This window comes from Pseudomonas sp. R28(2017) (assembly GCF_002112505.1).
Classification (GTDB): Bacteria; Pseudomonadota; Gammaproteobacteria; order Pseudomonadales; family Pseudomonadaceae; genus Aquipseudomonas.
On sequence record NZ_NEHW01000015.1, the window covers coordinates 25,468 to 49,453 of the forward strand.

The window sequence follows — 23,986 nt, forward strand, 5'->3', positions numbered from 1 at the left end:
GTCACCCGTGTGCGAGCATGACGTGGCGAACACTGGTGTAGGCGTCGAGCGCAAACACCGACATGTCGCAACCGTGGCCTGAGCCTTTCATGGCAGCCCAGGGCATTTCCGGCGTGGCCACGCCGTGGGTGTTGACCCAGGTGAAGCCGTAACGCAGCCGGCTGCTGGCCTCCATCGCCCGGCCGCTGTCACGGGTCCACAGCGACGAAGCCAGGCCATACCGGGTGGCGTTGGCAATCGCCACCGGGTCCTGGTCCGGGGTGAACCTCGATACCGAGATCACCGGGCCGAACAGTTCCTGGGTGGCGATTTCCGCGTGATGGTCGACATCGGCAATCACTGTCGGGCTGTAGAAAAAACCGCCGCCAGGCTCGACCGTGCCGCCCGTCACGACCTCGGCATACCCCCGGGCGCGGTCGACGAAATCGGCGACCCGTTGCCGGTGCACTTCGGTCACCAGCGGCCCCATCTCGGTTCCAGTCGCCCTGGGTGCACCGACCTTGATCGTCGCCGCAGCTTCCGCCAGGGCACTGACGACGCGGTCATAGATCGTGCTGGCCACCAGCACCCGGCAAGGCTGCGCGCAATCCTGCCCGGCATTGAAGAACGCCGTGGCGCGCAAGGTGGCGACCAGTTTTTCAATGTCGGCATCGTCATAGACGATGACCGGTGCCTTGCCGCCCAGCTCGACATGCACCTGGCGCATCTGTTGCGCAGCGGCGCGCATGGCCGCGCTACCGGTCGCAGGCGAACCGGTGATGCTCACGGCTTCGATACCATCGGCATTGATCAACCGCGCCCCGGTCGAACTGCCAACCCCATGGACGATATTGATGACGCCCTTGGGTACCACATCCGCCAGCAGCTGCCCCAGGCGCAAGGTCGACAGCGGGGTCACCTCGGAGGGCTTGAGCACCACGGTGCAACCGGCCGCCAGCGGCGCCGCCAGTTTCCAGGCCGCCATCATCAGCGGGTAGTTCCACGGTGCGATGGCCGCCACCGGGCCAATCGGGTCGCGCCGGATCAGGCTGGTGTGCCCGGCCACATACTCACCTGCCGCGACACCCGCCAAGGTGCGTGCCGCACCGGCAAAGAAGCGGAAGGTGTCGAGGGTCAGCGGCATCTCGTCATTCAATGCCGATGGCCACGGTTTGCCGACGTTGTGGCTTTCCAGCGCGGCCAGTTCTTCAGCGTGTTTTTCAATGACCTCGGCAATGTCCTGCAGCAGTGCGGCACGCTGCCCCGGGGTAGCTTTCGAGTACGACGCGAAGGCCTCTTCTGCACTGCGCACAGCACAGTCCAGCTGAGCATCATCAGCCTGGTGAACACGGGTGATCGCTTCACCCGTAGCCGGGTCGATGACAGCGATAGGCGCAGCGACGCCTTCAACGAGCTCGCCGTTGATCAACATTTTGCTATGCATGGTGTATCCCCATCGCGAGTCACAAGGTGATCTTGTCGCGCCCTTTCAGGCCCAGGCGCGCCCGGGCTTCTTCCGGTGTGGCCACCTTGAGCCCGAGGTTTTCGATGATCGAGCGGATCTTCAGCACCTGCTCGGCATTGCTTCTGGCCTTCTCGCCAGCACCGATGAACAGGCTGTCTTCCAGCCCGACCCGCACGTTGCCGCCGAGCATTGCCGCCTGGGTGGCAAAGGTCATCTGGTGCTTGCCGGCCGCCAGCACCGACCATTCGTAATCCTTGCCGAACAGCTTCTGCGCCACCGTGTGCATGTGCATCAGGTTGTCCAGGTCGGCGCCCACGCCCCCCAGCACACCGAACACGATCTGGATCAGAAACGGTGGCTTGACCCAGCCCTGGTCGATGACCCACGCCAGGTTGTACAGGTGGCCCAGGTCGTAGCACTCGAATTCGAAGCGGGTACCGTGGCCATCGCCCAGTTCCTTGACGATGTATTCGATGTCGGCAAAGGTGTTGCGGAAGATGAAGTCACGGGTGCTGTCGAGGAACGCAGGTTCCCAGTCATGCTTCCAGTTCGAATACTTGGCCTTCATCGGGAAGATGCCGAAGTTCATCGAGCCGACGTTCAGCGAGGCCATTTCCGGGCTGACCGCCAGCGCCGCACGCAGGCGCTCCTCGCGGGTCATGCCCAGGCCGCCGCCGGTGGAGACGTTCAATACCGCATCGCTCTGGCGGTGGATCTGCCCCATGAAGTCCTGGAACAGTTCGGGGCGCGGGTCCGGCTTGCCGGTCTCGGGGTTGCGCGCATGCAGGTGGATGATCGAAGCCCCGGCCTCGGCAGCCTCGATGGAGGCATCGGCAATTTCCTGCGGCGTGATCGGCAGGTATTCCGACATGGTCGGAGTGTGTACGCCACCGGTGGTGGCACAGGTGATGATGACGGACTTTGGCATGGCGAGGCTCACAGTTTCATTTGTTGGACTTGGGCGGTAAGGCCACCATCGAGGATCCACAACTGGCCGCTGGCATAGCGGGCCTCGTCACTGGCCAGCCAGTACACGAGGTTGGCGACATCGGCCGGGGTGCCATAGCGTCGGGTCGGATGCACGTCGCGCACCGCGCTCTCCAGGCTGGCGATATCGCCGTGGTCCTGGAAGAAACTGCGCAGCATCGGCGTGTCGATGTAGCCAGGGCATACGGCATTGACCCGGATACCTTCGGGGCCGTGGTCACAGGCCATGGCACGGGTCAGCGCATGCACCGCGCCTTTGCTGGCGCAGTACGCCGCGAGCCCCGGGTCGGCAATGAAGCCGTCGTAGGAGCCGAAATTGATCACGCTCGCCCCGCTGCTTTCGCGCAGCAACGGCAAGGCGTGCTTGCTGACCAGGAAGGTGCCGGTGACGTTGACCGCAAACACCCGGTTCCACGCCTCCAGGCTGGTGTGCTCGATGGTGTGCTCGACCTCGATGCCGGCGGCGTTCACCAGCACATCAAGCCGCCCCTGCGCCTGCGCCACCTGCTGCATCGCCGCCTGTACCTGCGCCTCGTCGGCGACATTCATCTGCACCGCCTTCGCCCCCGGCACCGGGTGCTGCTGGGAAAGGTCGGCGGCATAGACCACCGCACCTTCCTTGAGCAAGCGTTCGCACACCGCCCTGCCGATGCCACCGGTTGCCCCAGTGACCAGGGCCACCTTGCCGTTCAGGCCGCCGCTCATGGCTTCACGCAGCGCGCATAGGCGTCCAGTACCAGGCCGTGGAAGTGGTGCAAGGCATGCTCGGATTTCCCCGAACCGTTCGGGTCGGTGACGATCCGGCCCTGGTCGAAGGCCGGGGTCTGCATGCCGCGCTGCACGTTCTCCACCAGGGAGATGTCTTCGACCTGCAGCACTTCATCGAGGTAACGGATGGCCTCCTTTTCCATGTCGTCCGGTTCGGGCGTCTCGAGGAAGAAGTCGTAGGTTTCGAACGTGCGGTCAGGCCCCATGGGCACGATGTTCAGCACGATCATCGAGCTGCGGCCTGGGTAGCGCATCAGGCAGGTGTTGGGCCACAGCCACCACACCGCATGGGTGCGCACGCTGGCCTTGGACACGTCGTAGGCCGAGTTCTGGCCCTTGCCGGCTTCGGCCATGTGGCTGGAGTAGATACCGTGGGTCTGCACCTTGTAGGTGTCCATGTCGACCAGGGTGCAGAAGTCCTTGTGCGCGGTCGGGCAGTGGTAGCACTCGAGGAAGTTGTCGACCACGTTCTTCCAGTTGGACTTGATCTCGTAGGTCAGGCGATGACCAAAGGTGAGTTTCTCGATGTCCGGCGCCCACTGCAGGATCTCCTTGCCCAGGTCGCCAGACTGCTCGCGCAGCGGCGCAGCCTGCGGGTCGAGGTTGACGTAGACGAAGCCACAGAACACCTCGACCTGCACCGGGGTCAGGTGGATCTCTTCCTTGTCGAAGTCCTTGAGCCCGCCGACATGCGGCGCGGCGACCAGCCCGCCGTTGAGGCCATAGCACCAGGAGTGGTACGGGCAGACGATGCGCCGGGTCTTGCCTTCACCTTGCAACACCGGGTGAGCGCGATGCTTGCAGACGTTGTAGAAGGCGCGCAGCACGCCCTCCTGGTCGCGCACGACGGCAATCGGGTGGCCGGCGATGTCCACCGTGGTATAGGCGCCGGGCTCACGGACCTTTTCCACGTGGCACACCCACTGCCAGTTCTTGGCGATGATGGCCTGCTGATCGAGGCGGAACCACTCAGGGTCGACATAAGCGTCGGCACGCAGGGACTGGGAGCGCAACGGGTCTGGGTCATAACCCTGCTTGATCGCTTCGAATTGGCGGGGATGGATCAGATCAGTCATATCAACGGCCCTTTTTTTGTCGCAGGCAATGGGGTTTTGCCTGCTCTGTGGCGTTGATAGTGAGCTGCAGCCGAGCTATTAAATGTGCAAATTCCGCCGTGTTTTATGCAGTTTTGGCCATTGTCGTTTTTAGATACGTCACCGCGGCGAGCGACTACCTGGGCTTGCCCTGCTGGTGCATCGGCCAGGCCCGGTAATCGAACGGCACCCGCCCTTCCTGGCGGTCCTGACGCGGGGTCAGGCCGAAGCGTTCCCGGTAGATGCGGCAGAAATGCGATTGATTGGGAAAGCCCGAAGCAACGCCCACCTTGGTCAGCGCCAGGTCGGTCTGGGTCACCAGGCCGCGCGCCCGGTCCAGGCGGATATCGCGGTAGTACAAGGCCGGGCTCTTGTGCACCACCTGGCGGAACAGGCGGTCGAGCTGGCGTTGGGAAATACCCACCTGCTCGCACAGGTCGGGGATGCTGATGACTTCTTCCAGGTGCCGCTCCATCAACTTGATCGCCTGCCGCACCACCAGCGGGATGGTGTGGCCGAGGGGTTGCCGGGCTTCCGGGTTCTGCTGGCTGCTGCCTGGGCGGAACTGCTGGTGGAACACGTAGCGTGCCGCTTCGTTGGCCACGGTTTCGCCTTGCAGGTTGCGGATCAGTTGCAGCGCCGCGTCCGTCGAGGCTGCGCCGCCGCAGCAGGTGATGCGGTTCTGGTCGAAGACATACAGGTCCTCGACGATGGTCACGTCCGGGTACAGCTCGAGCAAGGCGTCGATGTGTTCGTAGTGCGCAGTAGCCCGGCGCCCGGCCAGCAGGCCGGCCTCGGCCAGCAGGAAGGTGCCGGTGTCCAGGCCTGCCAGCATGCAACCCTTGCTGGCCCAGGCGCGCAACGCCCCGTGCAGATAGGCACTGTGGTGCTCCTCCGGGGCCCAGCTGCACGAGACCACCACCAGGTCCCAAGGCTGATCGCGCAGGCTCGCCAGCGACTGGGTGAACAGGTCCATGCCATTGGACGCGCGGATGCCGCCGCCATCCACCGACGCGAACTGCCAATGGAAGCGGCTTTCACCACTCAGGTAGTTGGCCGCCCGAAACGGGTCGACGAACGCAGTGGTGGCGGCGGCGTTGAAGTAGGGGAACACGATGATCAGGAAGTTGAACACGTGGATCTCGCTGCGCAGGGGTTGGCCTGATCATACGAGACTCTGCTGGGGTGGTCCGCTGCTTTTCCAGCGCTCGCCTGTCAGTTGAGCGAATGGGGGCAGCTACGCACCCCATCGCCGGCAAGCCAGCTCCCACAGGTTTGCGCAGACCTAAAGGCTAGCGCAATACCTGTAGGAGCTGGCTTGCCGGCGATGGAGTGCGCAGCAGCCCCGGTGTTCTGAAGAACGCCTCACTCATCCCCTGCCCGCAACTCTTTGAACTTCATGTTGGCTTTCGCACCGATCGTCAGGAACGGCTGCGGCGGCAACGGCTTGGGTTTGTCGAAGCCGGTGAAGATCTCCACCAGTTCGCTGGACACACCCAAGGCCTGGTCGGCCGCCGCGATACCGGCGGCGCTGGACTTGGATGCGCCCAACCCGTTGCAGCCACAGGCCGAGAACACGCCACGGTCGACTTCGCCAAAGGCCGGCACGCTGTTCCAGGTCAGCGCCATCGGCCCACCCCAGCGGTACTCCATGCGCAACCCCTTGAGCGCCGGGAAGCGCGTGAGGAACTTGCCGTCGTGCACCCGCCCGGCACTGTTCACCTGGCTGTCGCCGATGGTCAGGCTCGGGTTGTAGCTGTAGCGCCAGCGCACCAGGATGCGGTCGCTGTCGCCATCGCGGATGCGGCGCACCGTGGTGCCCATCGGCAAGGCCGGGGTCGCCGCCCAGGTACGCTGGCCCGGCAGGCGTTCGGGGGCAAAGCGTTCGGTCAGCGAGGCATAGGTGAACACGTGCAGCAGCTGGCCCTTGAAGAAACCGAAGCTCTGGGCGTGACCGTTGTTGGCGAGGATGACCTTGCCCGCCGTGACCACGCCTTTCGGCGTCTTGATCACCCAGGCGTCACCCGCCTGCCTGAACGACAAGGCCGGCGTGCGCTCATACACCTGCACTGCGCCTGCCAAGGCATCGGCAAAACGCCGCACATACGCCGCCGGCTGGATCATCACCGTGCCGGGCATGAACAGGCCCGAGGTGTAGGCCGGGCTGCCGGTCACCGCGCCGATCTGCCGGGTGTCGAGGTGCTCGCAAGGTTCGCCCAGCGCATCCAGCTGCCGGGCGTAGGCCAGGATGTGCGCGTCCCCTTGCGCGCCGCGGGCGACACTGAAGCGGCCGCAGGGGTCGAACACGTCCTTGCCCCAACCGTGCGCCTCGGCCAGTTCGCGGCCCATGTCGATGGCCGTGCGGTACATCCTGATGTCGCGCCTGGCGCGCTCGAGCGAGCCGCCGCCCAGGCCTTCGGCCGACACTTCGTGGGGCAGGTCGATGATGAAGCCCGAATTGCGCCCCGAGGCGCCCTCGCCGACAAGGCCGGCTTCGAGCAGCACCACCTTGAGTGTCGGGTCCCGGCGCATCAGCTGGCGGGCTGCCGACAGGCCGGCAAAGCCACCGCCGATGATCGCCACATCGGCGCTGACGGCACCGTCCAGTGCGGCATTGGCCAAACGCGGCGGCAACAGCTCGACCCAGCCGCAGCTGCCAGGGTGGCTGGGCAGTTTCGATGCGACGTACATGTTCGCAGCCCGCCCGGTCACGAAGCCGAAGCTTCGCGGTCGATCAGCGGCGCCAGGGCTTCGCGCAGCGCTCCCAGCTTGCCCTCGGCCAGCCGCGCCAGCGGGCGGCGTGGGTTGCCCGCGTCAAAGCCCATGATCTGCGCACCGGCATACACCGACTGCACATAGTCGCCCTGCCAGATCAGCGACATCACCGGTGCCAGGGCCTTCCAGATCTGCTGGACTTCAGCCCACTTGCCCGCGCTGGCGGCATTGGCCAGGGCCACGCAGGTCTTCGGCGCCATGTTCGCACCGCCCCAGATCAGCCCCGCAGCACCGGCGAACAAGGCATAGGGCACCAGCGGGTCGGCACCGTTCATGGTCGCCAGCCCAGTGCGCGACAGCGAGGCCTGGGCCGCCAGGTCACCGCTGCTGTCCTTGACCGAAACAAAATTGGGAATCTCGCACAGTTGCCGGAACAGCGCAGGCGTCACCTCCACACCAACGGCCTGCGGCACGTTGTAGCCGATGATCGGCAGGCCAGCCTGGGCCACGCTCGAGTAGAAATCGAGGATGCCCTGGTCATCGGTCGGGCCTTCGAAGAACGGCGGCAGCACCATCACGCCATCGGCGCCGCAGTCCTTGGCGTGCCGGGTGCGCTCGAGCACCTCTTCGACCAGCAGCGCGGAGGTCTGGGCGATCACCTTGGCACGGCCGTTGATGACCTTGGCGCCAAAGGCCACCAGTTCCTTGGACTCGTCCTTGCTCAGGTACACATGCATCCCGGTTCCGGAGCTGAGCACCAGGCCATGTACACCGGCGGCGATGTAGCGCTCGATCAGGCTTTCGAACCGCGCATAGTCGATCTTGCCCTGTGCATCGAACGGGGTGGTGATGGCCAGGTTCACACCGGAAAATTGAAATGCAGACATGCGGTAACTCCTTATTGTTTTCGGCTGGGTTGCCCAGCCACGGCATCGAGCGGTGTCTTGCTCCATGGGAAAAGCCTAAGGCCTCGCCTGCAGGGGTTACAGCGACATTTGCGCAGTCAATTGCCTGATTTTCGGTTATGCCAGAGGCGCATCGGCGCGCCTGTGACCGGGTTTTGCGCAGGCTCCGGAACGGCGGCAATGCGTGCCAGCGCCTGCTGATGAGCGGCGCGGTCGGGGCGTTGGATGTCGTAGTCCTCCTGCCCGCGCGGATAGGCGCCGACCACCAGGAAGTCGTCGCTGCGCTGGATGCAGCGGTGGCCCGTGCCCGCCGGCAACACCAGCACGTCGCCCACCTTCACGCTCAACGTCTGCCCCGCCGCGCCGCCGAGGGTCACACGGGCATGGCCGCTGGCGACAGCCAAGGCTTCGTGGGCGTTGGGATGAAAGTGGTGGTAGTCGAAAATGCCGTCACGCCAGAGCGGGGTCCACTGGTGGGCCGCGAATAGCGCCTCGAAGCCGGCAGCCAGGTCAACTGAAGGGTCGGGCTGCAACCGGTAGAGCAACACCGGCAAGCGGCTGTTGGGCGTGGCGCCGTCATCGTCGAAACACAAGGTCTGTACAGGGGCGTTCGCAGTGTCGATGTCGATCATGGGTGTGCGTCCTGATCCGGGGTCGGTCTGCGTGTGAACGCCTTGCCGTTTGCCCGGTTCCGGTCAGCCGACCGACGCGAACACCAGTGAAACTTTCCCGAGGCGTGCCAAGTCCAGACCCCTATCGACGACAAACCGGGAGAAGGCAATGACTGGCACGGTAGGCGACTTTCTGGTGGAGCGCTTGTATCAATGGGGCGTGCGGCGCATCTTCGGCTACCCCGGTGATGGCATCAACGGCGTGTTCGGCGCGCTGAGCCGCGCCAACGGCAAGATCCAGTTCATCCAGGCCCGCCACGAAGAAATGGCTGCGTTCATGGCCAGCGCCCACGCCAAGTTCACCGGCGAACTGGGCGTGTGCATCGCCACCTCCGGCCCCGGTGCCTCGCACCTGCTCACCGGCCTGTACGATGCGCGCATGGACCACCAGCCGGTACTGGCCATCGTCGGCCAGCAGGCGCGGGCCGCACTCGGTGGGCACTACCAGCAAGAGCTCGACCTGCTGTCGATGTTCAAGGACGTGGCCGGTGCGTTCGTCCAGCAGGCCGCCACGCCGGAGCAGGTTCGCCACCTGCTCGACCGCGCCGTGCGCACCGCCGTCGGCGAGCGCCGGGTCACCGCCCTCATCCTGCCCAACGACCTGCAGGACCTGCCCTACCACGCGCCACCCAGGGCCCACGGCACGGTGCATTCCGGCATCGGCTACAGCAAGCCCAAGGTCGTGCCCTTCGACGCAGACCTGCAACGCGCCGCCGATGTGCTCAATGCCGGGCGCAAGGTGGCGATCCTGGTCGGGGCCGGCGCGCTGCAGGCCACCGAGCAGGTCATCGCGGTGGCCGAGGCACTCGGTGCTGGCGTGGCCAAGGCGCTGCTGGGCAAGGCCGTGTTGCCTGACGACCTGCCCTGGGTTACCGGTGCCATCGGCCTGCTTGGCACCGAACCCAGCTACCAGTTGATGAACGAATGCGACACCTTGCTGATGATCGGCTCCGGCTTCCCCTATTCCGAGTTCCTGCCCAAGGAAGGCCAGGCCCGTGGCGTGCAGATCGACCTGCAGCCCGACATGCTCAGCCTGCGCTACCCGATGGAGGTCAACCTGGTCGGCGATGCCGCGCAGACGTTGCACGCGCTGCTGCCACTGCTCGAACACAAGACCGAGCGGCGCTGGCGCGACAAGGTCGAAGGCTGGCGGGCGCACTGGGACAAGACCCTGGACAAGCGCGCGCGGGTCAAGGCCGAGCCGATCAACCCGCAGCGCGTGGTGCACGAACTCTCCCCGCGCCTGCCCGACAACGCCATCATCACCAGTGATTCCGGCTCCTGCGCCAACTGGTTCGCCCGCGACCTGCAGATCCGCCAGGGCATGCAGTGCTCGCTGTCCGGCGGCCTGGCCAGCATGGGCGCGGCCGTGCCCTATGCCATCGCCGCCAAGTTCGCCCATCCGCAGCGCGCGCTGGTCGCGCTGGTCGGTGATGGCGCGATGCAGATGAGCAACCTGGCCGAACTGATCACCGTGGCCAAGTACTGGCAGCAATGGGACAACCCGCAGTGGATCTGCGCGGTGTTCAACAACGAGGACCTCAACCAGGTCACCTGGGAGCAACGGGTGATGGAAGGCGACCCCAAGTTCGAGGCCTCGCAGTCGATCCCGGATGTGCCCTACCACCTGTTCGCCATCTCCATCGGCCTGCAAGGCATCTACGTCGAGCGCGAAGCAGACATCGCCGGCGCCTGGGAACGGGCGCTGGCCGCCGACCGCCCGGTGCTCATCGAATTCAAGACCGACCCCAACGTGCCGCCACTGCCGCCGCACATCACCCTGGAGCAGGCGAAGAAGTTCGCCGGCACCCTGCTCCAGGGCGACCCGGACCAGGCCGGGGTCATCGTGCAGACGGCCAGGCAGGTGCTCAGCTCGGTGTTGCCCGGCAAGAAATGACCAACCGTGAGGAACCGTTCATGCGTGCGATCTCCCCCGAGGGCGCCAAGGCGCACCCCATACACCTGACGCTCAATGGCCAGGCCCGCTCGCTGCAGGTGCTGCCGTGGACGACGCTGCTGGACCTGCTGCGCGAACAGCTGGACCTGATCGGCACCAAGAAAGGCTGTGACCACGGCCAATGCGGTGCCTGCACGGTGTTGCGCGACGGCCGGCGGGTGAATGCCTGCCTGACCCTTGCGGTGATGTGCGATGGCGCCGAGCTGGTGACCATCGAAGGGCTCGCCGACGGCGACCAGCTGCACCCCATGCAACGTGCCTTCATCCGCCATGACGCCTTCCAGTGCGGCTACTGCACCCCCGGGCAGATCTGCTCGGCCATCGGCCTGGCCCACGAAGGGCGGGTCGACAGCCGCGAAGCGATTCGCGAGCGCATGAGCGGCAACCTGTGCCGCTGTGGCGCCTATGGCAACATCGTCGCAGCGGTGGAAGAAGCCCTGCCGCTGATGCGGGGGGCCAGCCAATGACCCCGTTCAGCTACCACAAGCCTGCCTCTGTCAGCGAAGCCATCAAGCTTGCCGGCCTGACGTCCCGGTTCATCGCCGGCGGCACCAACCTGGTCGACCTGATGAAGGAAAACGTGGTGCGCCCCGAGCGCCTGATCGACATAACCGGCCTGCCGCTCAGGGGCGTCGAAGCCACGGCCAGCGGCGGCCTGCGCATCGGTGCACTGGTGAGCAATGCCGAACTGGCCTGGCACCCATTGGTCGAACAAGGCTACCCCCTGCTGGCCCAGGCCATCCTCGCTGGCGCCTCGCCGCAACTGCGCAACATGGCGAGCACCGGCGGCAACCTGCTGCAACGCACCCGTTGCCATTACTTCTACGACACCGGCACACCGTGCAACAAGCGCCAGCCCGGCAGCGGCTGCCCGGCACGCACCGGCCTGAATCGCATCCACGCCATCCTCGGTGCCAGCGATGCCTGCGTCGCCACCCACCCCTCCGACATGTGCGTCGCGCTGGCGGCACTGGAGGCGGTGGTCCACGTGCAAGGCCATGCCGGCATGCGCCAGATCCCGCTGGCCGATTTCCACCGCCTGCCCGGCGAGCGGCCGCAGCGCGACAACCAGCTGGCCGACGATGAACTGGTCACCGCCGTCGAACTGCCACCGCCGCAGTTCGCTGCGCATTGCCATTACCTGAAGATCCGCGACCGGGCGTCCTACGCGTTCGCCCTGGTCTCGGTGGCCGCGGCCCTGAAGATCGAGGGCGGCGTGATCGAGGACGCACGGCTAGCGCTGGGCGGGGTGGCACACAAACCGTGGCGCGAGCCAGCAGCCGAACGCCTGCTGACCGGCCAGGCAGCCAGCCCGGCCCTGTTCGCCCAGGCCGCCGACCTGCTGCTGCAGGGCGCCGTGCCGCTGCGCCATAACGGCTTCAAGGTGCCCCTCGCCCATCGGGCAATCGTCCGGGCGTTGAATGAAGCCGCTGATGCCCAGACACCTGCAGGAGCACGCCCATGAACCGCATGCCCCCCGTGATCGGCCAGCCCCTCGACCGGGTGGATGGCGTGGCCAAGGTCACAGGCCAAGCGCGCTATGCCAGTGAGTACCCAGCAACGGGACTGCTGCATGGCAGCGTCGTCTGCAGCACCATCGCCCGTGGCCGGGTACTGCGCATCGACAGCAGCGAAGCGTTGAAGCTGCCCGGCGTGATTGCCGTGCTGGACCACGCCCACCGCCCTGCGGTGTCGAGCTATGACGACGACTACAGTGACGCCGATGCCGCCAAGGGCACGCCTTTTCGCCCATTGTTCAATGATCGCGTGCTGTACAGCGGGCAACCGCTGGCACTGGTGGTTGCCGACAGCCTGGAACTGGCCCGCCATGCAGGCTCGCTGGTGCACATCGACTACCACGAAGAAGCACACCAGACCGACCTGCTCGCCGCGCTCGACCAGAGCCATGAAGCCCCGGCCGAGACGCCAGCGGCCCGTGGCGACTTTGCCGGGCAGTTCGCCAAGGCCGCCGTCACCGTCGATGCGACCTACCAGACGGCCAACGAGCATCACAACCCCATGGAGCCCCACGCCTCGACGGTGCTGTACAAGGCCGACGGTTCGCTGGAAATCCACGACAAGACACAAGGCACGCAGAACTGCCAGGACTACCTGCACAAGGTCTTCGGCCTGCCGAAAGACCAGGTCCGGGTGCTGGCTGCGTTCGTCGGGGGTGCCTTCGGCTCGGGGCTGCGCCCGCAGTATCAGTTGCCCCTGGCGGTGATGGCGGCCCTGCACCTGAAGCGCTCGGTACGGGTCACGCTCACCCGCCAGCAGATGTTCACCTTCGGCTACCGGCCGCGCACCCGGCAGCGGCTGCGCCTGGGTGCCGATGCCGACGGCCGGTTGCTGGCGGTTGCCCATGACGCGATCGGCCAGACGTCGCGCTTTGAAGACTTCACCGAGCACCTGGTGGAATGGAGCGGCATGCTTTACCGCTGCGATAACGTTGCGCTGAGCTATCGCCTCACCCCGCTAGACGTGTTCACCCCGCTCGACATGCGCGCCCCGGGTGCCGCCTCGGGGGTGCTCGCCCTGGAATGCGCCATGGACGAACTGGCCTGCGCGGCAAAGCTCGACCCGCTGGAGCTGCGCCGGGTCAATTTTGCCGACCGCAACGGCAACGAAGGCAAGCCCTACTCCAGCAAGGAATTGCTGGCCTGCTACGATCAAGGCGCCAGGCGCTTCGGCTGGAGCGGCCGTAATGTCATACCACGTAGTATGCGAAGAGGCCGGCAACTGATCGGTTGGGGTATGGCGGGTGGCGTGTGGGAAGCCATGCAGATGAAGGCCAGCGCCAAGGCGCGGCTGGATGCGCAAGGCCACTTGACCGTCAGCAGCGCGACGACCGATATCGGCACCGGCACCTACACGGTCATGGCGCAGATCGCCGCCGACGCTATTGGCCTGCCGATAGCGGACGTGACCTTCGTGCTGGGCGACTCCTCGTTACCCACCGCGCCATTGCAGGGCGGCTCGTTCACGGTCTCGTCCGTCGGTGCGGCAGTCCTGCAAGCCTGCCAGGTGCTGCGCGGCAAGGTATTGGAGCGTGCGCGCGTGGCCTACCCCGCACTGGCCAGCCTGCCGCTGGAGGCAATCTCCTTTGCCGACGGTCACCTTCAATTCGGCAAACAGCGCATCGCGCTTGCGGACATTGCCGCCACATCGCCAAAAGGCTTCTTCGAGGTACAGATCGATGCAGAGCCGAGCGCGAAACGTCAACCGTTTTCCACCGCCACGCACTCCGCCGTGTTCGTCGAAGTTCTGGTGGATGAAGCGCTGGGCACGATCAAGGTCAACCGCGTGGTCAGCGCCGTCGCCGCCGGGCGCCTGGTCAACCCGAAAACCGCTCGCAGCCAGATCCTGGGCGGTGTCGTGTGGGGCTTGGGCATGGCACTGCATGAACAGGCGCAGACCGACCATGAACTGGGCCGGATACTCAACCACAACCTGGCCGAGTACCACATCCCGGTAAATGCCGATGTCGGCGACATCGAGGTGATCTTCGTCGAGGAACAGGACGACATCGTCAATGAACTGGGTTCGAAAGGCGTAGGCGAAATCGGTGTGGTTGGCGTGGCGGCGGCCGTCGCCAATGCGATCTACCACGCCACCGGCAAGCGGATCAGGGCGTTTCCGATCACCCTCGACACCCTGCTGTAGCTCAGCGCTTGCGGGTGCCCAGCTCGATCCAGGCCGGCGCATGGTCACTGGCCTTGGCTTCGTTGCGCACCCAGGCGTCGACGCCGGCCCGTTTGAGGTAAGGCGCAAGCTGCGGGTTGAGCAGCAGGTGGTCGATGCGCAACCCGGCGTTGCGCGCCCAGTGATTGCGAAAGTAATCCCAGAAGGTGTATACGCGCTCGTCGGGGTGCAGATGGCGAATGGCATCAACCCAGCCCTGCTCCAGCAACTGCTGGTAGCAGGCGCGCGACTCGGGTTGCAGCAGCGCGTCCTTGAGCCACGAGCGGGGGTTGTAGATATCCAGGTCGGTGGGCACCACGTTGAAATCGCCCGCCAGCAGCGTCGGGTGGCCGCTGCTGTACAGGCTCCTGGCATGTTCGACCAGGCACTCGAACCAGCGCAGCTTGTAGTCGAACTTCGGCCCGGGCTGCGGGTTGCCGTTCGGCAGGTACAGGCAGGCCACCAGCACCCCGTGCACCGCGGCTTCCAGATAGCGGCGCTGGCTGTCGTCCTCCATGCCGGGCAAGCCCCGGCGCACCTCCAGCGGTTCGCTGCCACGTGCCAGGATCGCCACGCCGTTCCATGACGGCTGCCCCACGTAGAGGCAGCCATAGCCTGCCGCCTCCAGCGCCTGGCGCGGGAACTGCGCGTCGGGCGCCTTGAGTTCCTGAAGGCAGGCGATGTCCGGCTGCTCCCGTTCCAGCCAGGCCAGCAGCGCCGGCAGGCGGCTGCGGATGCCGTTGATGTTGAAGGTGGCGATCTTCAGCGCCTTCATGCGTCCGGGTCGCTCACGTGGGCCTGCACGGCATCCTCCAGCGCGCGCACATGGGCCTGGTCGGCCAGCGCCTTGAGCGCCAGCCAGTCGTCCCAGTCGATGGCGCCGTCGTCGCGCAGGGCCTCGGCGGTGCGCACCAGTTCATGGTGGTAGGCATCCGGCGACTCGCGCCGGTAGCTGATGTCGTCGTACTGGGCGTACCAGGCCTCAAGCTCGGGGATGCTGCGTTCGATGCTCATGGGTGACACTCCTCGCTGTGCCCTTTGCATGTATGAGCCCTGCCCCCTGGCAACGTTCAACCGCAGCGTCGCCGCTGCCCTCTTCGTCGATCTGCGCCATGCTCAAGCGCGAGGTTTCGCGCAGCAGCAGCGAACACACCGCGACCAGCGCCAGTGCCGCGGCCCCGTACAGCGCCACGCCCAGCGGGTCGTGGTCGGTGAGGATGAGGATCGCCGTGGCGATGCTCGACGCCGTGCCGCCGCCCAGCGCCGCGCCAATCTGGTAGCTGGCCGAAATCCCCGAATAGCGCATGCTGCGTGGGAACTGCTCGCCGAGAAAGGCCGGGATCGGGCCCTGGGTCGCACCCATCAGCAGGCCGGTCAGGCAATAGGCGAACAAGGCGATGGCGAAGCTGTGCAGGCTCACCAGGGAGAAGAACACGAACAGCCCCATGGCCATGACCAGTGCGCCGAAGCCCATCACCACGCGCCGGCCGAGGCGGTCCGACAGGTAGCCGAACAGCGGCGCCGAGCACACGATGGCGACCGACAGCGCCAGGTCGAACATCAGCGCCTGGGTACTGCCAAAGCCGACCTGGGTGGCGTAGGTGAGGAAGAAAGTGCTGCCGATGTAGGCGATGGTGCAGTAGCCGAAGGCGATCCCGGTGCACAACAGCAGCTGCCGTGGGCGCTGGCGCAGGGCCTCGGCCAGCGGCGCACGCGCAGGCTCGGCCGCCGGCGCGATGGCCGCAGCCGGCGCCTTCAGCCGTGCATACAGGCCGACCAGGACCAAGGTGCCGCCCAGCCAGAACGGGATGCGCCAGGCAAAATCGACCAGGTTGTCGTTGAACGCCGCACTGACGATGGCGAACACCGCCGCCCCGAGAATGCCGCCGACCCCGATGCCCATGCTGGTGAAGCTGCCCCACAGGCCGCGCAGCCCCGGTGGTGCCGACTCGATGCCGAACAGCGCGGCACCGCCCCACTCGCCGCCCGCCGCAAAGCCCTGGATCAGGCGCAGCAATACCAGCAGGATCGGCGCGGCCACGCCAACGCTGGCATGCCCGGGCAGGCAGCCGATGAGGAAGGTGCTCAGGCCCATCAGCAGCAAGGTGGTGACCAACACCTTCTGCCGGCCGATACGGTCACCAAAGTGGCCGAACACCAGGCCGCCCAGCGGGCGGGCGAAAAAGCCCGCGCCAAAGGCGCTGAACGCCACCAGGGTGGCGGTCAGGTGGTCCATCTGCGGGAAGAACACCTGGGGAAACACCAGCGCGGCGGCGGTGCCGTAGATGATGAAGTCGTAGAACTCCAGCGCCGTGCCCATGCCGGAAACACAGAAGGTACGGAACGCCGAGCGGGATGACGCAGGCTGAGTCTGTGGCGAATGCATTGTTGTTCTCGTTCAGCAGGCGCAGCCAGCCTGGGCAGGCTGCAGCCAGGATGGCTCAGAAGGTTTGGAAGCCGGCCCGGGCCAGCTGCGCGGGGGTGCCTGCCACGTACTCCAGCAAGCAACGTTCGGTGTCGATGCCGACGCTGAGCAGGGTTTCCCAGCGCTCGGTGTCGGGCATGGCCATGTCCGGGTGGAAGCAGATCGGCGCGCTGTCGCCTGCGGCACCGCACATGGCTTCGGCACGGCTGCGCAGGTCGGCGCTGCCCATCTGGCCGACAACCTGCTCCAGGTGGCCCAGGCGGCACTGGGTATCGGCGCGGTCGGCGACCTGCTCACCGCGGCTCAGCTGGGGGTCGAGGAAGTGGTTGGTGTGCAGCAGCCAGCCGTCTTCACGCGGCAGCACCAGCGCCGTGCGCTCGGGGCTCAGCTCGATGCTCACCGCACGCGGGCTGCTGTCCTGGCGGGTGAACACGGTCAGCACGGTCGAGGCGCTGACCCGTGCCGAACGGGCCAGTTCGATGGCCTCGTCGACGCTGCTGGCGTCCTCCAGCAGGCGACGGGCGATGGCGTGCACCGGCACACCGCCGCTGTCGTTGTCGCTGCGGTGGTGCAGGATGTTGAAGTGCAGGCCGAGGCCTGCGCTGTTCACCCCCAGCTTGGCCAGCATGCCGAACTCGCAGAACAGCTTGACCTGCATGCCACGCTCGGTAGCCAGCGCCAGCATCAAGCCGTGAGGGCACAGGCTGTCGTGCCAGTCCCAGGTCTGCAGGGTCTGCGGCGCACGCGGGCCACGGGGGGCGTGCACGGTGGTCGAGCATTCACTGTGCCGGGTGCGCGCGGCCAGCACTTCGGTACGGGCGTTGAGGCTCGCCAGCTGCCACAGTGGCAGGCCGGCGCCGTCGGCCATGCCGATCACCTCAGCGGCCAGGCCCGGGCTCCAGGCCTCCAGGGCGGCCAGGCTGTTTTCGCCGATGCGCTGCGCCTCGGCCAGCGACACGCCTACCCGTGGGAAAAAGCCCAGGTACAGGGCGGTGGTGGTGCGGATCTGCTCGGCAAAGTGCTCGCCGAGCTGGCGGCCCCGTTCGAGGGGGTTGCGGATGTCGGTGACGTGGGTGTGGATCTTCACGGCGGGAAACTCCTGGTACGCGGTGGTCAGACGCCTGCAAGCCTAACCAGCGTTCCGGCGCCGATCATTGCCACAACCCGCACAACTTTTGTGCCCGGGCGGAAAAACTCAGCCGCGCGCCAGCACCTGCGCGCCTTGCCCGCGCAGGTGCTCATGCAGCATGGCGATAAACGCCTGGACCTTGCGGGTATTGCGCCGGTGCGGCAGGTACAGCACATGCACCCACGGCCCGAACGCGCTCAGGGCCCGCCAGTAGTCGGGCATCACCTCCACCAGCTGCCCGCTGGCCAGGTAGGGCGCGGCGCTCCAGGTCGGCACGAACTGCAAGCCCTGCCCATCGAGCAGGCAGGCCAGGAGGAAATCGAAGCTGTCACTCACCAGCTTCGGCGTGGGCTGGCGCACGCGCAGGGTCTGGCCTTCGTGCTCGATCCACCAGTAGCTGCGGTTGAGCAGCGGGTGGCGCAGCAGCAGCCAGTCGTGCTGGGCATAGTTGTCCAGGGTGATCGCCTCGCCATGGCGGGCCAGGTAGGCAGGGCTGGCGCAGAGCATCACGCGGTTCTCGATCAGCGGCTGGGCGATCAGCTCCGGCTGGTCGGTGGGGCCATCGCGCAGCGACAGGTCGTAACCGCCATCGATCAGGTCTTCGTTGGCATCGTTGAGGTTGACCTCCAGGCGCACCTGCGGGTGCTCGCGCAGGAAACGGCAGCACACCTGGTTGAGAAACGCCGGGCCGAACGACGGCGGCGCGGTGATGCGCAGGGTGCCGCGCAACGCATGCTGCAGCTGCTCCACCTCCTCGGTCACCCGTTGCAGGTGCATCAACGCCTGACGGGCGCCCTCCAGGTACAGGCTACCGGCCTCGGTCAGCGCCATGCGCCGGGTGGTGCGCTCGAACAGGCGAACGCCCAGTTCGCTTTCCAGGTGCGCGACGGCCTTGGTGATGGCCGACGGCGTCTTGCCCAGTTGCTCGGCCGCACGGCTGAAACTGCCGTGCTCGGCAGCGGCGACGAAGATGGTCAGGGCCATCATCTTGTCCATGGTCTATTCCTGTCAGGCACAAGCGAAAGTGGCGGTATGGGTAGCGCCCCTGCCATCAAACCTTGAAATGCCGCCAATTTGAATAGGCATTGCCCAGGCCGCGGCTTGCAGCCAGGCAATCATGGGCCCGGGATTATTGCCCCAGGGCGAAGAACGCTACCTCGGCGTTGCCAGCTGCACCTGCAGAAACGCCATCAACGCCGCTGCCGCAGGGGACAGGCTGCGGCCCTTGCGCGTCAGCATGCCGATATGCCGTTCCACCTTGGGTTCGACCAGCGGCACGAACGCCAGCCGCTCGTTCTCCAGGGGGAACGCCAGGTACGGCAAGGTGCTGATGCCCACCCCCTCCTCCAGCATCGCGATCAACGAGATCATGTTGGAAACGAACAGCCGGCTGTGCCCCAGCAAGCATTCGGCCTCGGTGCCGGCCAGCAGTTGCGAGGTGCCGTTGCGGACCATCGGCACACCCTGCAACTGCGACCAGTGCAAGGCATCGCCCGCCTGCGCCAGCGGGTGGTCGGCGCGGCACACCACGCCCACCTGGTCATTGACGATCGGGGCGAAGTCGAGCTGTTCGTCCTGCACCCACAGGCTGCTGATGCCAAAGTCCACCTGCCCCTGGGCCAGCAACTGCTGGACGCGCTCGGCCGTGCCGTCCTGGATGCTGACCTGCACATTCGGGTGCTCGGCCACGAACCGCGCCAATGGCCCGGGCAACATGCGGCTGGCCACCGACGGCACGGTGGCGATGCTGACCTGGCCGATCTCGTGCTGGGCCAGCAAGGTGGCCTCACGGGCGATGCGGTCGTGATGCTCGATCAGCCCGCGAAACAACGGCAGGCAATGCTCGCCGAACGGGGTCAGCTCGACCCGGCCGCCGCCCTTCTCGATCAGCGCCTGGCCCAGCTTCTGCTCCAGCTCGCGCACCGCCAGCGAGATCGCCGGCTGGGTGCGAAAGGCCTGGCGGGCCGCAGCGTGGAAGCTTTTGAGTTCAGCGACCAGCAAAAAGTAACGCAGCTGGGCGATTTTCAGCTCGGGCAACATGGTTAGCGTTCCTTATCAAAGCATTTTTTTTATTAATTTTTATTTGCCGCATATTGCTCGCAAGATGGAGGCCAGGCAAACGGAGGCTTTCAGCCATGTCATTCAAGACCTACAAGAACTACATCGATGGCCAGTGGTGCGAAGGCCACACCACCCTGGGCAACCACAGCCCCTCGGACACCCGCGACCTGATCGGCCACTACCACCAGGCCAGCGCCGAACAGACCCTTCAGGCCATCCAGGCCGCCCGCAGCGCCCAGCCGCAGTGGGCCGCCAGCGGCCTGGAAGCCCGCCAGCAGGTGCTGATGGCCATCGGCGACGAACTGATCGCACGCAAGGCGGAGCTCGGCGAGCTGCTTTCGCGTGAAGAAGGCAAACCGCTGGCCGAAGGCATCGGCGAGGTCCAACGCAGCGGCCAGTTCTTCCATTACTACGCCGCCGAAGTGCTGCGCCAGATGGGCGAGACCGCCGCCTCGGTACGCCCCGGCATCGACATCGAAGTGCATCGCGAAGCGGTGGGCGTGGTCGGCATCATCACCCCGTGGAACTTCCCCATGGCCACCGCCGCCTGGAAGATCGCCCCGGCACTGGCCTTCGGCAACGCCGTGGTGTTCAAGCCGGCCAACCTGGTACCGGCCAGCGCCTGGGCGCTGACCGAGATCATCAGCCGCCAGGGCCTGCCCGACGGTACCTTCAACCTGGTCATGGGCAGCGGCGCCAGCGTCGGCGAAACCCTGGTGCAATCGGCCGGGATCGACGCCCTGACCTTCACCGGCTCCCTGCAGACCGGCCGCCGCGTCGCGGTCGCCACGGCCGGCAACCTGGTGCGCTGCCAGCTGGAGATGGGCAGCAAGAACGCCCTGGTGGTGATGGACGACGCCGACCTCGACCTGGCGGTGGAATGCGCCCTCAACGGCGCCTTCTTCGGCACCGGGCAGAAGTGCACGGCGTCTTCACGGCTGATCGTCTGCGAGGGCATCCACGACCGCTTCGTCGAGGCCCTGCGCCTGCGCATGCGCCAGCTCAAGGTCGGCCATGCCCTGGAGGCCGGCGTGCAGATCGGCCCGGTGGCCGACGCCCGCCAGCTTGAACAGAACCTGCAGTACCTGCAGCTGGCCCAGGACGAAGGCGCCACCCTGATCGAAGGCGGCGAACGCCTGCAGTTGGACAGCGACGGCTACTACATGCGCCCGGCGCTGTTCATCGACAGCCGCAACGACATGCGCATCAACCGCGAGGAAGTGTTCGGCCCCATCGCCTGCGTGATCCGCGTGCGTGACTTCGACGAGGCCCTGGCCACCCTCAACGACACCGAATACGGCCTTACCGCCGGCATCATCACCCAGTCGCTGCGCCACGCCAGCGCCTTCAAGCGCGGCGCCCAGACCGGCTGCGTGATGGTCAACCTGCCCACCGCCGGCACCGACTACCACGTGCCGTTCGGCGGCCGCAAAGCCTCGAGCTTCGGCCCCCGCGAACAGGGCCAGTACGCCCGCGACTTCTACACCGTGGTCAAGACCACCTACCTGCGACCCTGAAGGAATACGCGCCATGCACGACCTCTTGATGATCGACGGCCTGCAGTATTCCAACTGGAGCCCGGAAATATTCCAGCAGATGCAGGCCGGTGGCCTGAGCGCGGTGCACGCCACCATCGCCTACCACGAGAACGCCCGCGAGACCTTGTCGCGCCTGGGTGAGTGGAACCGCCGCTTCGAAACCTGGCCCGAGCTGATCCGCCCGGTGCGCACGGCCGGCGACATTCGCCTGGCCCACGCCGAAGGCCGGGTGGGGATCTTCTTCGGCTTCCAGAACTGCTCGCCGATCGAGGACGACATTGCCCTGGTGGAGGTATTCCGCCAGCTCGGGGTGTTCGTCATGCAGCTCACCTACAACAACCAGAGCCTACTGGCCAGCGGCTGCTACGAGCGCGAGGACAACGGCATCAGCCGCTTCGGCCGCCAGGTGATCGCCGAAATGAACCGGGTCGGCATGCTCATCGACATGTCCCACAGCGCCGAACGCAGCACGCTGGAAGCCATCGAGCTGTCGAGCCGGCCGGTGATCATCTCCCACGCCAACCCGGCGAGCTTCCACGCCGCCAAACGCAACAAGTCCGATGCCGTGCTGCGCGGCATCGCCGAGACCGGTGGGCTGCTGGGTTTCAGCACCTACCCGTTCCACCTCAAGGGCGCGTCGGACTGCAGCCTGGAAAGCTTCTGCGACATGGTCGCGCGCACCGCCGACCTGATGGGCGTGGAGCATATCGGCATCGGCACCGACCTGTGCCAGGCACAACCGCTGGCGGTGCTCGAATGGATGCGCAATGGCCGCTGGAGCAAGGACAAGGACTACGGCGAAGGCTCCAAGGACAACGCCAACTGGCCGGCACCGTTGCAGTGGTTCCGCGACAGCCGCGACTTTTGCAACATCGCCCAGGGCCTGCGTGCCCGCGGCTTTGCCGAGGACGATGTGGCCAGGATCATGGGGCTGAACTGGTTGCGCCTGCTGGAGACCGCCACCACGGCGCAGGCCTGAGCCCTTTGCACGGACAGCATCAACAATAACAACAATCGCAGGTTCCGGAGGCTTCATGAAAAACCCAACCACCCTGCAGGCAGAAGGCCAGGCCGTGGGCCTGCCGCTGACGCGGGACATCGACTGGCCGCTGTTCCTGATCAGCGGCGGCTTCCTCGGCGCCTTCCTGCTGGCCGCGCTGATCGACATCGACACCGTGTCGGCGCTGGTCAATACCCTGTTCGCCTGGTCGACCAAGGCCTTTGGCCTGTACTGGCAGGTGCTGATGCTGGCGACCTTCGCGGTCAGCCTGGCCATCGGCTTTTCCCGCTGCGGGCGCGTGCGCCTGGGCGGCGTGACCCAGCGCCCGGACATCAGCACCTTCAACTGGATCGCGGTGATCATGTGCGCCTTGCTGGCCGGTGGCGGCGCCTTCTGGGCCGCGGCCGAACCGCTGATGCACTTTGCCAGCCCGCCGCCGCTGTTCGCCGGCCTGCAACCGCACAGCGAGGCAGCGGCCACCGCGGCACTGGCGCAAGCCTTCGTGCACTGGGGCTTTCTGGCCTGGGCCGTGCTGGGCAGCCTGCTGGCCATCGTGCTGATGCACCTGCACTACGACAAGGGCCTGCCGCTGGCGCCGCGCACCCTGCTCTACCCGCTGTTTGGCGAGCGTGCGCTGAAGGGCCCGATCGGCACCCTGGCCGACGCCACGTCGATCATCGCCGTGGTCGCCGGCACCATCGGCCCGATCGGTTTCCTCGGCCTGCAGATCAGCAGCGCCGTGCATGCGGTGTGGGGCCTGCCCAACGACATCGTCACCCAGTCGCTGACCATCGTGCTGGTCACGGCGATGTACACCGTGTCCTGCCTGGTGGGGCTCAAGGGCATCCGCTTCGTCAGCGAGATCAACGTCTGGCTGATGATCGGCCTGGCGCTGTTCATGGTGGTGTTCGGCCCGACGCTGTTCATCCTCGGCGGTTTCCCGGCTGCCTTCGCCCTGCACATCGAGCATTTCATCCCGATGACGATGTTCCGTGCCGACCCCAAGTGGCTGGACTGGTGGACGGTGTTCTACTGGGGCTGGTTCATCGGCTACGCCCCCATGGTGGCGCTGTACGTCGCGCGGATCTCGCGGGGCCGCACCATTCGCGAGATCATCATGACGCTGTCGATCATCGCACCGCTGGTGACCATGTTCTGGTTCACCGTGGTCGGCGGCACCGGCATCGGCCTGGAGCTGCAAACGCCAGGCATCGTCACCGCCCATGGCGCCCAGCCCGAGGACCTGCTGCTGGGGGTGACGCAGAACCTGCCGCTGGGCGGCCTGATCAGTGCGCTGTTCCTGTTCCTGAGCTTCATTTCGGTGGCGACCAATGGCGATGCCATGGCCTTCACCGTGGCGCTGGCGATGTCCAGCAACGATAAACCGAAGAAATGGCTGTGTGGCTTCTGGGCCATCGGCATGGGCCTGGCGGCGGTGGTGCTGATCACCATCGGCGCGGGTGGCGTGACGGCCCTGCAGTCCTTCATCGTCATCACTGCGGTGCCGGTGTCGCTGGTGATCCTGCCGGCGCTGTGGGATGCGGTGCGCATCGCCCGGCACATGGCCCGCGAACAAGGCGTCTGAACATGATCCATCCAGGTATGACAACA

General features: G+C 66.1%; 21 protein-coding genes. 7 read left to right on the forward strand and 14 right to left on the reverse strand.

The features are described 5' to 3' along the window. Position 1 precedes the first annotated feature (1 nt). From CAF78_RS22925 to CAF78_RS22960, 8 genes are all read right to left on the reverse strand, one after another. Positions 2-1,423 carry an aminobutyraldehyde dehydrogenase gene (locus CAF78_RS22925; protein ID WP_085677371.1) on the reverse strand — a complete coding sequence of 474 codons (1,422 nt, stop codon included), beginning with the start codon at positions 1,421-1,423 and terminating at the stop codon, positions 2-4. Positions 1,424-1,442: 19 nt separating this feature from the next. Next, positions 1,443-2,372: a 3-keto-5-aminohexanoate cleavage protein gene (locus tag CAF78_RS22930; RefSeq protein WP_085677423.1), complete on the reverse strand. Its 930-nt coding sequence runs from the start codon at positions 2,370-2,372 to the stop codon at positions 1,443-1,445. A gap of 8 nt (positions 2,373-2,380) precedes the next feature. Further along, positions 2,381-3,136, reverse strand: coding sequence for an SDR family NAD(P)-dependent oxidoreductase (locus CAF78_RS22935; RefSeq protein WP_085677372.1), 756 nt, complete (start codon positions 3,134-3,136; stop codon positions 2,381-2,383). Continuing rightward, positions 3,133-4,275 carry an SRPBCC family protein gene (locus CAF78_RS22940; protein WP_085677373.1) on the reverse strand — a complete coding sequence of 381 codons (1,143 nt, stop codon included), beginning with the start codon at positions 4,273-4,275 and terminating at the stop codon, positions 3,133-3,135. The genes CAF78_RS22935 and CAF78_RS22940 overlap by 4 nt, the downstream gene beginning before the upstream one ends. A gap of 154 nt (positions 4,276-4,429) precedes the next feature. Then, positions 4,430-5,428, reverse strand: a complete 999-nt coding sequence (locus CAF78_RS22945; RefSeq protein ID WP_256573933.1) for a GlxA family transcriptional regulator — start codon at positions 5,426-5,428, stop codon at positions 4,430-4,432. Between the two features lie 230 nt (positions 5,429-5,658). Further along, positions 5,659-6,984 carry an FAD-binding oxidoreductase gene (locus CAF78_RS22950; protein ID WP_218189747.1) on the reverse strand — a complete coding sequence of 442 codons (1,326 nt, stop codon included), beginning with the start codon at positions 6,982-6,984 and terminating at the stop codon, positions 5,659-5,661. A 17-nt stretch (positions 6,985-7,001) separates the two neighbouring features. Continuing rightward, the gene (locus CAF78_RS22955; protein WP_085677376.1) at positions 7,002-7,895 is read right to left on the reverse strand and encodes a dihydrodipicolinate synthase family protein; all 894 of its coding nucleotides are present in this window, start codon (positions 7,893-7,895) and stop codon (positions 7,002-7,004) included. A gap of 116 nt (positions 7,896-8,011) precedes the next feature. Further along, positions 8,012-8,545 carry a cupin domain-containing protein gene (locus CAF78_RS22960; protein WP_085677377.1) on the reverse strand — a complete coding sequence of 178 codons (534 nt, stop codon included), beginning with the start codon at positions 8,543-8,545 and terminating at the stop codon, positions 8,012-8,014. 148 nt (positions 8,546-8,693) lie between these two features. Here CAF78_RS22960 and CAF78_RS22965 point away from each other — a divergent pair, with 148 nt between their 5' ends. Genes CAF78_RS22965 through CAF78_RS22980 form a run of 4 tightly spaced genes read left to right on the forward strand, consistent with a single transcriptional unit; the run spans position 8,694 to position 14,204 of the window. Next, a complete protein-coding gene (locus tag CAF78_RS22965; protein ID WP_085677378.1) occupies positions 8,694-10,481 on the forward strand; it encodes a thiamine pyrophosphate-requiring protein in 1,788 nt (595 codons plus the stop codon). A 20-nt stretch (positions 10,482-10,501) separates the two neighbouring features. After that, positions 10,502-11,008 (forward strand): (2Fe-2S)-binding protein, encoded by a 507-nt coding sequence (locus CAF78_RS22970; protein WP_085677424.1) that lies wholly within the window; start codon positions 10,502-10,504, stop codon positions 11,006-11,008. Then, a complete protein-coding gene (locus CAF78_RS22975) occupies positions 11,005-12,006 on the forward strand; it encodes a xanthine dehydrogenase family protein subunit M (RefSeq protein WP_085677379.1) in 1,002 nt (333 codons plus the stop codon). Before CAF78_RS22970 ends, CAF78_RS22975 begins: the two co-directional genes overlap by 4 nt. Next, a complete protein-coding gene (locus CAF78_RS22980; RefSeq protein ID WP_085677380.1) occupies positions 12,003-14,204 on the forward strand; it encodes a xanthine dehydrogenase family protein molybdopterin-binding subunit in 2,202 nt (733 codons plus the stop codon). Before CAF78_RS22975 ends, CAF78_RS22980 begins: the two co-directional genes overlap by 4 nt. Before the next feature lies 1 nt (position 14,205). Here the strand turns inward: CAF78_RS22980 and xth are convergent, their stop codons facing one another. The 6 genes from xth to CAF78_RS23010 form a co-directional block, all read right to left on the reverse strand. Continuing rightward, positions 14,206-14,997 carry an exodeoxyribonuclease III gene (xth, locus tag CAF78_RS22985; RefSeq protein ID WP_085677381.1) on the reverse strand — a complete coding sequence of 264 codons (792 nt, stop codon included), beginning with the start codon at positions 14,995-14,997 and terminating at the stop codon, positions 14,206-14,208. Further along, positions 14,994-15,236: a hypothetical protein gene (locus tag CAF78_RS22990; protein ID WP_085677382.1), complete on the reverse strand. Its 243-nt coding sequence runs from the start codon at positions 15,234-15,236 to the stop codon at positions 14,994-14,996. The genes xth and CAF78_RS22990 overlap by 4 nt, the downstream gene beginning before the upstream one ends. Continuing rightward, the gene (locus CAF78_RS22995) at positions 15,205-16,608 is read right to left on the reverse strand and encodes an MFS transporter (RefSeq protein ID WP_085677383.1); all 1,404 of its coding nucleotides are present in this window, start codon (positions 16,606-16,608) and stop codon (positions 15,205-15,207) included. The genes CAF78_RS22990 and CAF78_RS22995 overlap by 32 nt, the downstream gene beginning before the upstream one ends. A gap of 55 nt (positions 16,609-16,663) precedes the next feature. Then, positions 16,664-17,734, reverse strand: coding sequence for a C45 family peptidase (locus tag CAF78_RS23000; RefSeq protein WP_085677384.1), 1,071 nt, complete (start codon positions 17,732-17,734; stop codon positions 16,664-16,666). Positions 17,735-17,842: 108 nt separating this feature from the next. Next, positions 17,843-18,772 (reverse strand): LysR family transcriptional regulator, encoded by a 930-nt coding sequence (locus CAF78_RS23005; RefSeq protein WP_085677385.1) that lies wholly within the window; start codon positions 18,770-18,772, stop codon positions 17,843-17,845. A gap of 156 nt (positions 18,773-18,928) precedes the next feature. Next, complete coding sequence (locus CAF78_RS23010) at positions 18,929-19,816, reverse strand: LysR family transcriptional regulator (RefSeq protein ID WP_085677386.1); 888 nt, start codon at positions 19,814-19,816, stop codon at positions 18,929-18,931. Positions 19,817-19,911: 95 nt separating this feature from the next. Between CAF78_RS23010 and CAF78_RS23015 the strand changes: the two genes are divergently transcribed. The 3 genes from CAF78_RS23015 to CAF78_RS23025 are packed head-to-tail and all read left to right on the forward strand — an operon-like array spanning position 19,912 to position 23,960. Beyond that, positions 19,912-21,354: an aldehyde dehydrogenase family protein gene (locus CAF78_RS23015; protein ID WP_085677387.1), complete on the forward strand. Its 1,443-nt coding sequence runs from the start codon at positions 19,912-19,914 to the stop codon at positions 21,352-21,354. 13 nt (positions 21,355-21,367) lie between these two features. After that, complete coding sequence (locus CAF78_RS23020; RefSeq protein ID WP_085677388.1) at positions 21,368-22,354, forward strand: dipeptidase; 987 nt, start codon at positions 21,368-21,370, stop codon at positions 22,352-22,354. 55 nt (positions 22,355-22,409) lie between these two features. Beyond that, positions 22,410-23,960, forward strand: a complete 1,551-nt coding sequence (locus tag CAF78_RS23025; RefSeq protein ID WP_085677389.1) for a BCCT family transporter — start codon at positions 22,410-22,412, stop codon at positions 23,958-23,960. Positions 23,961-23,986: the final 26 nt, after the last annotated feature.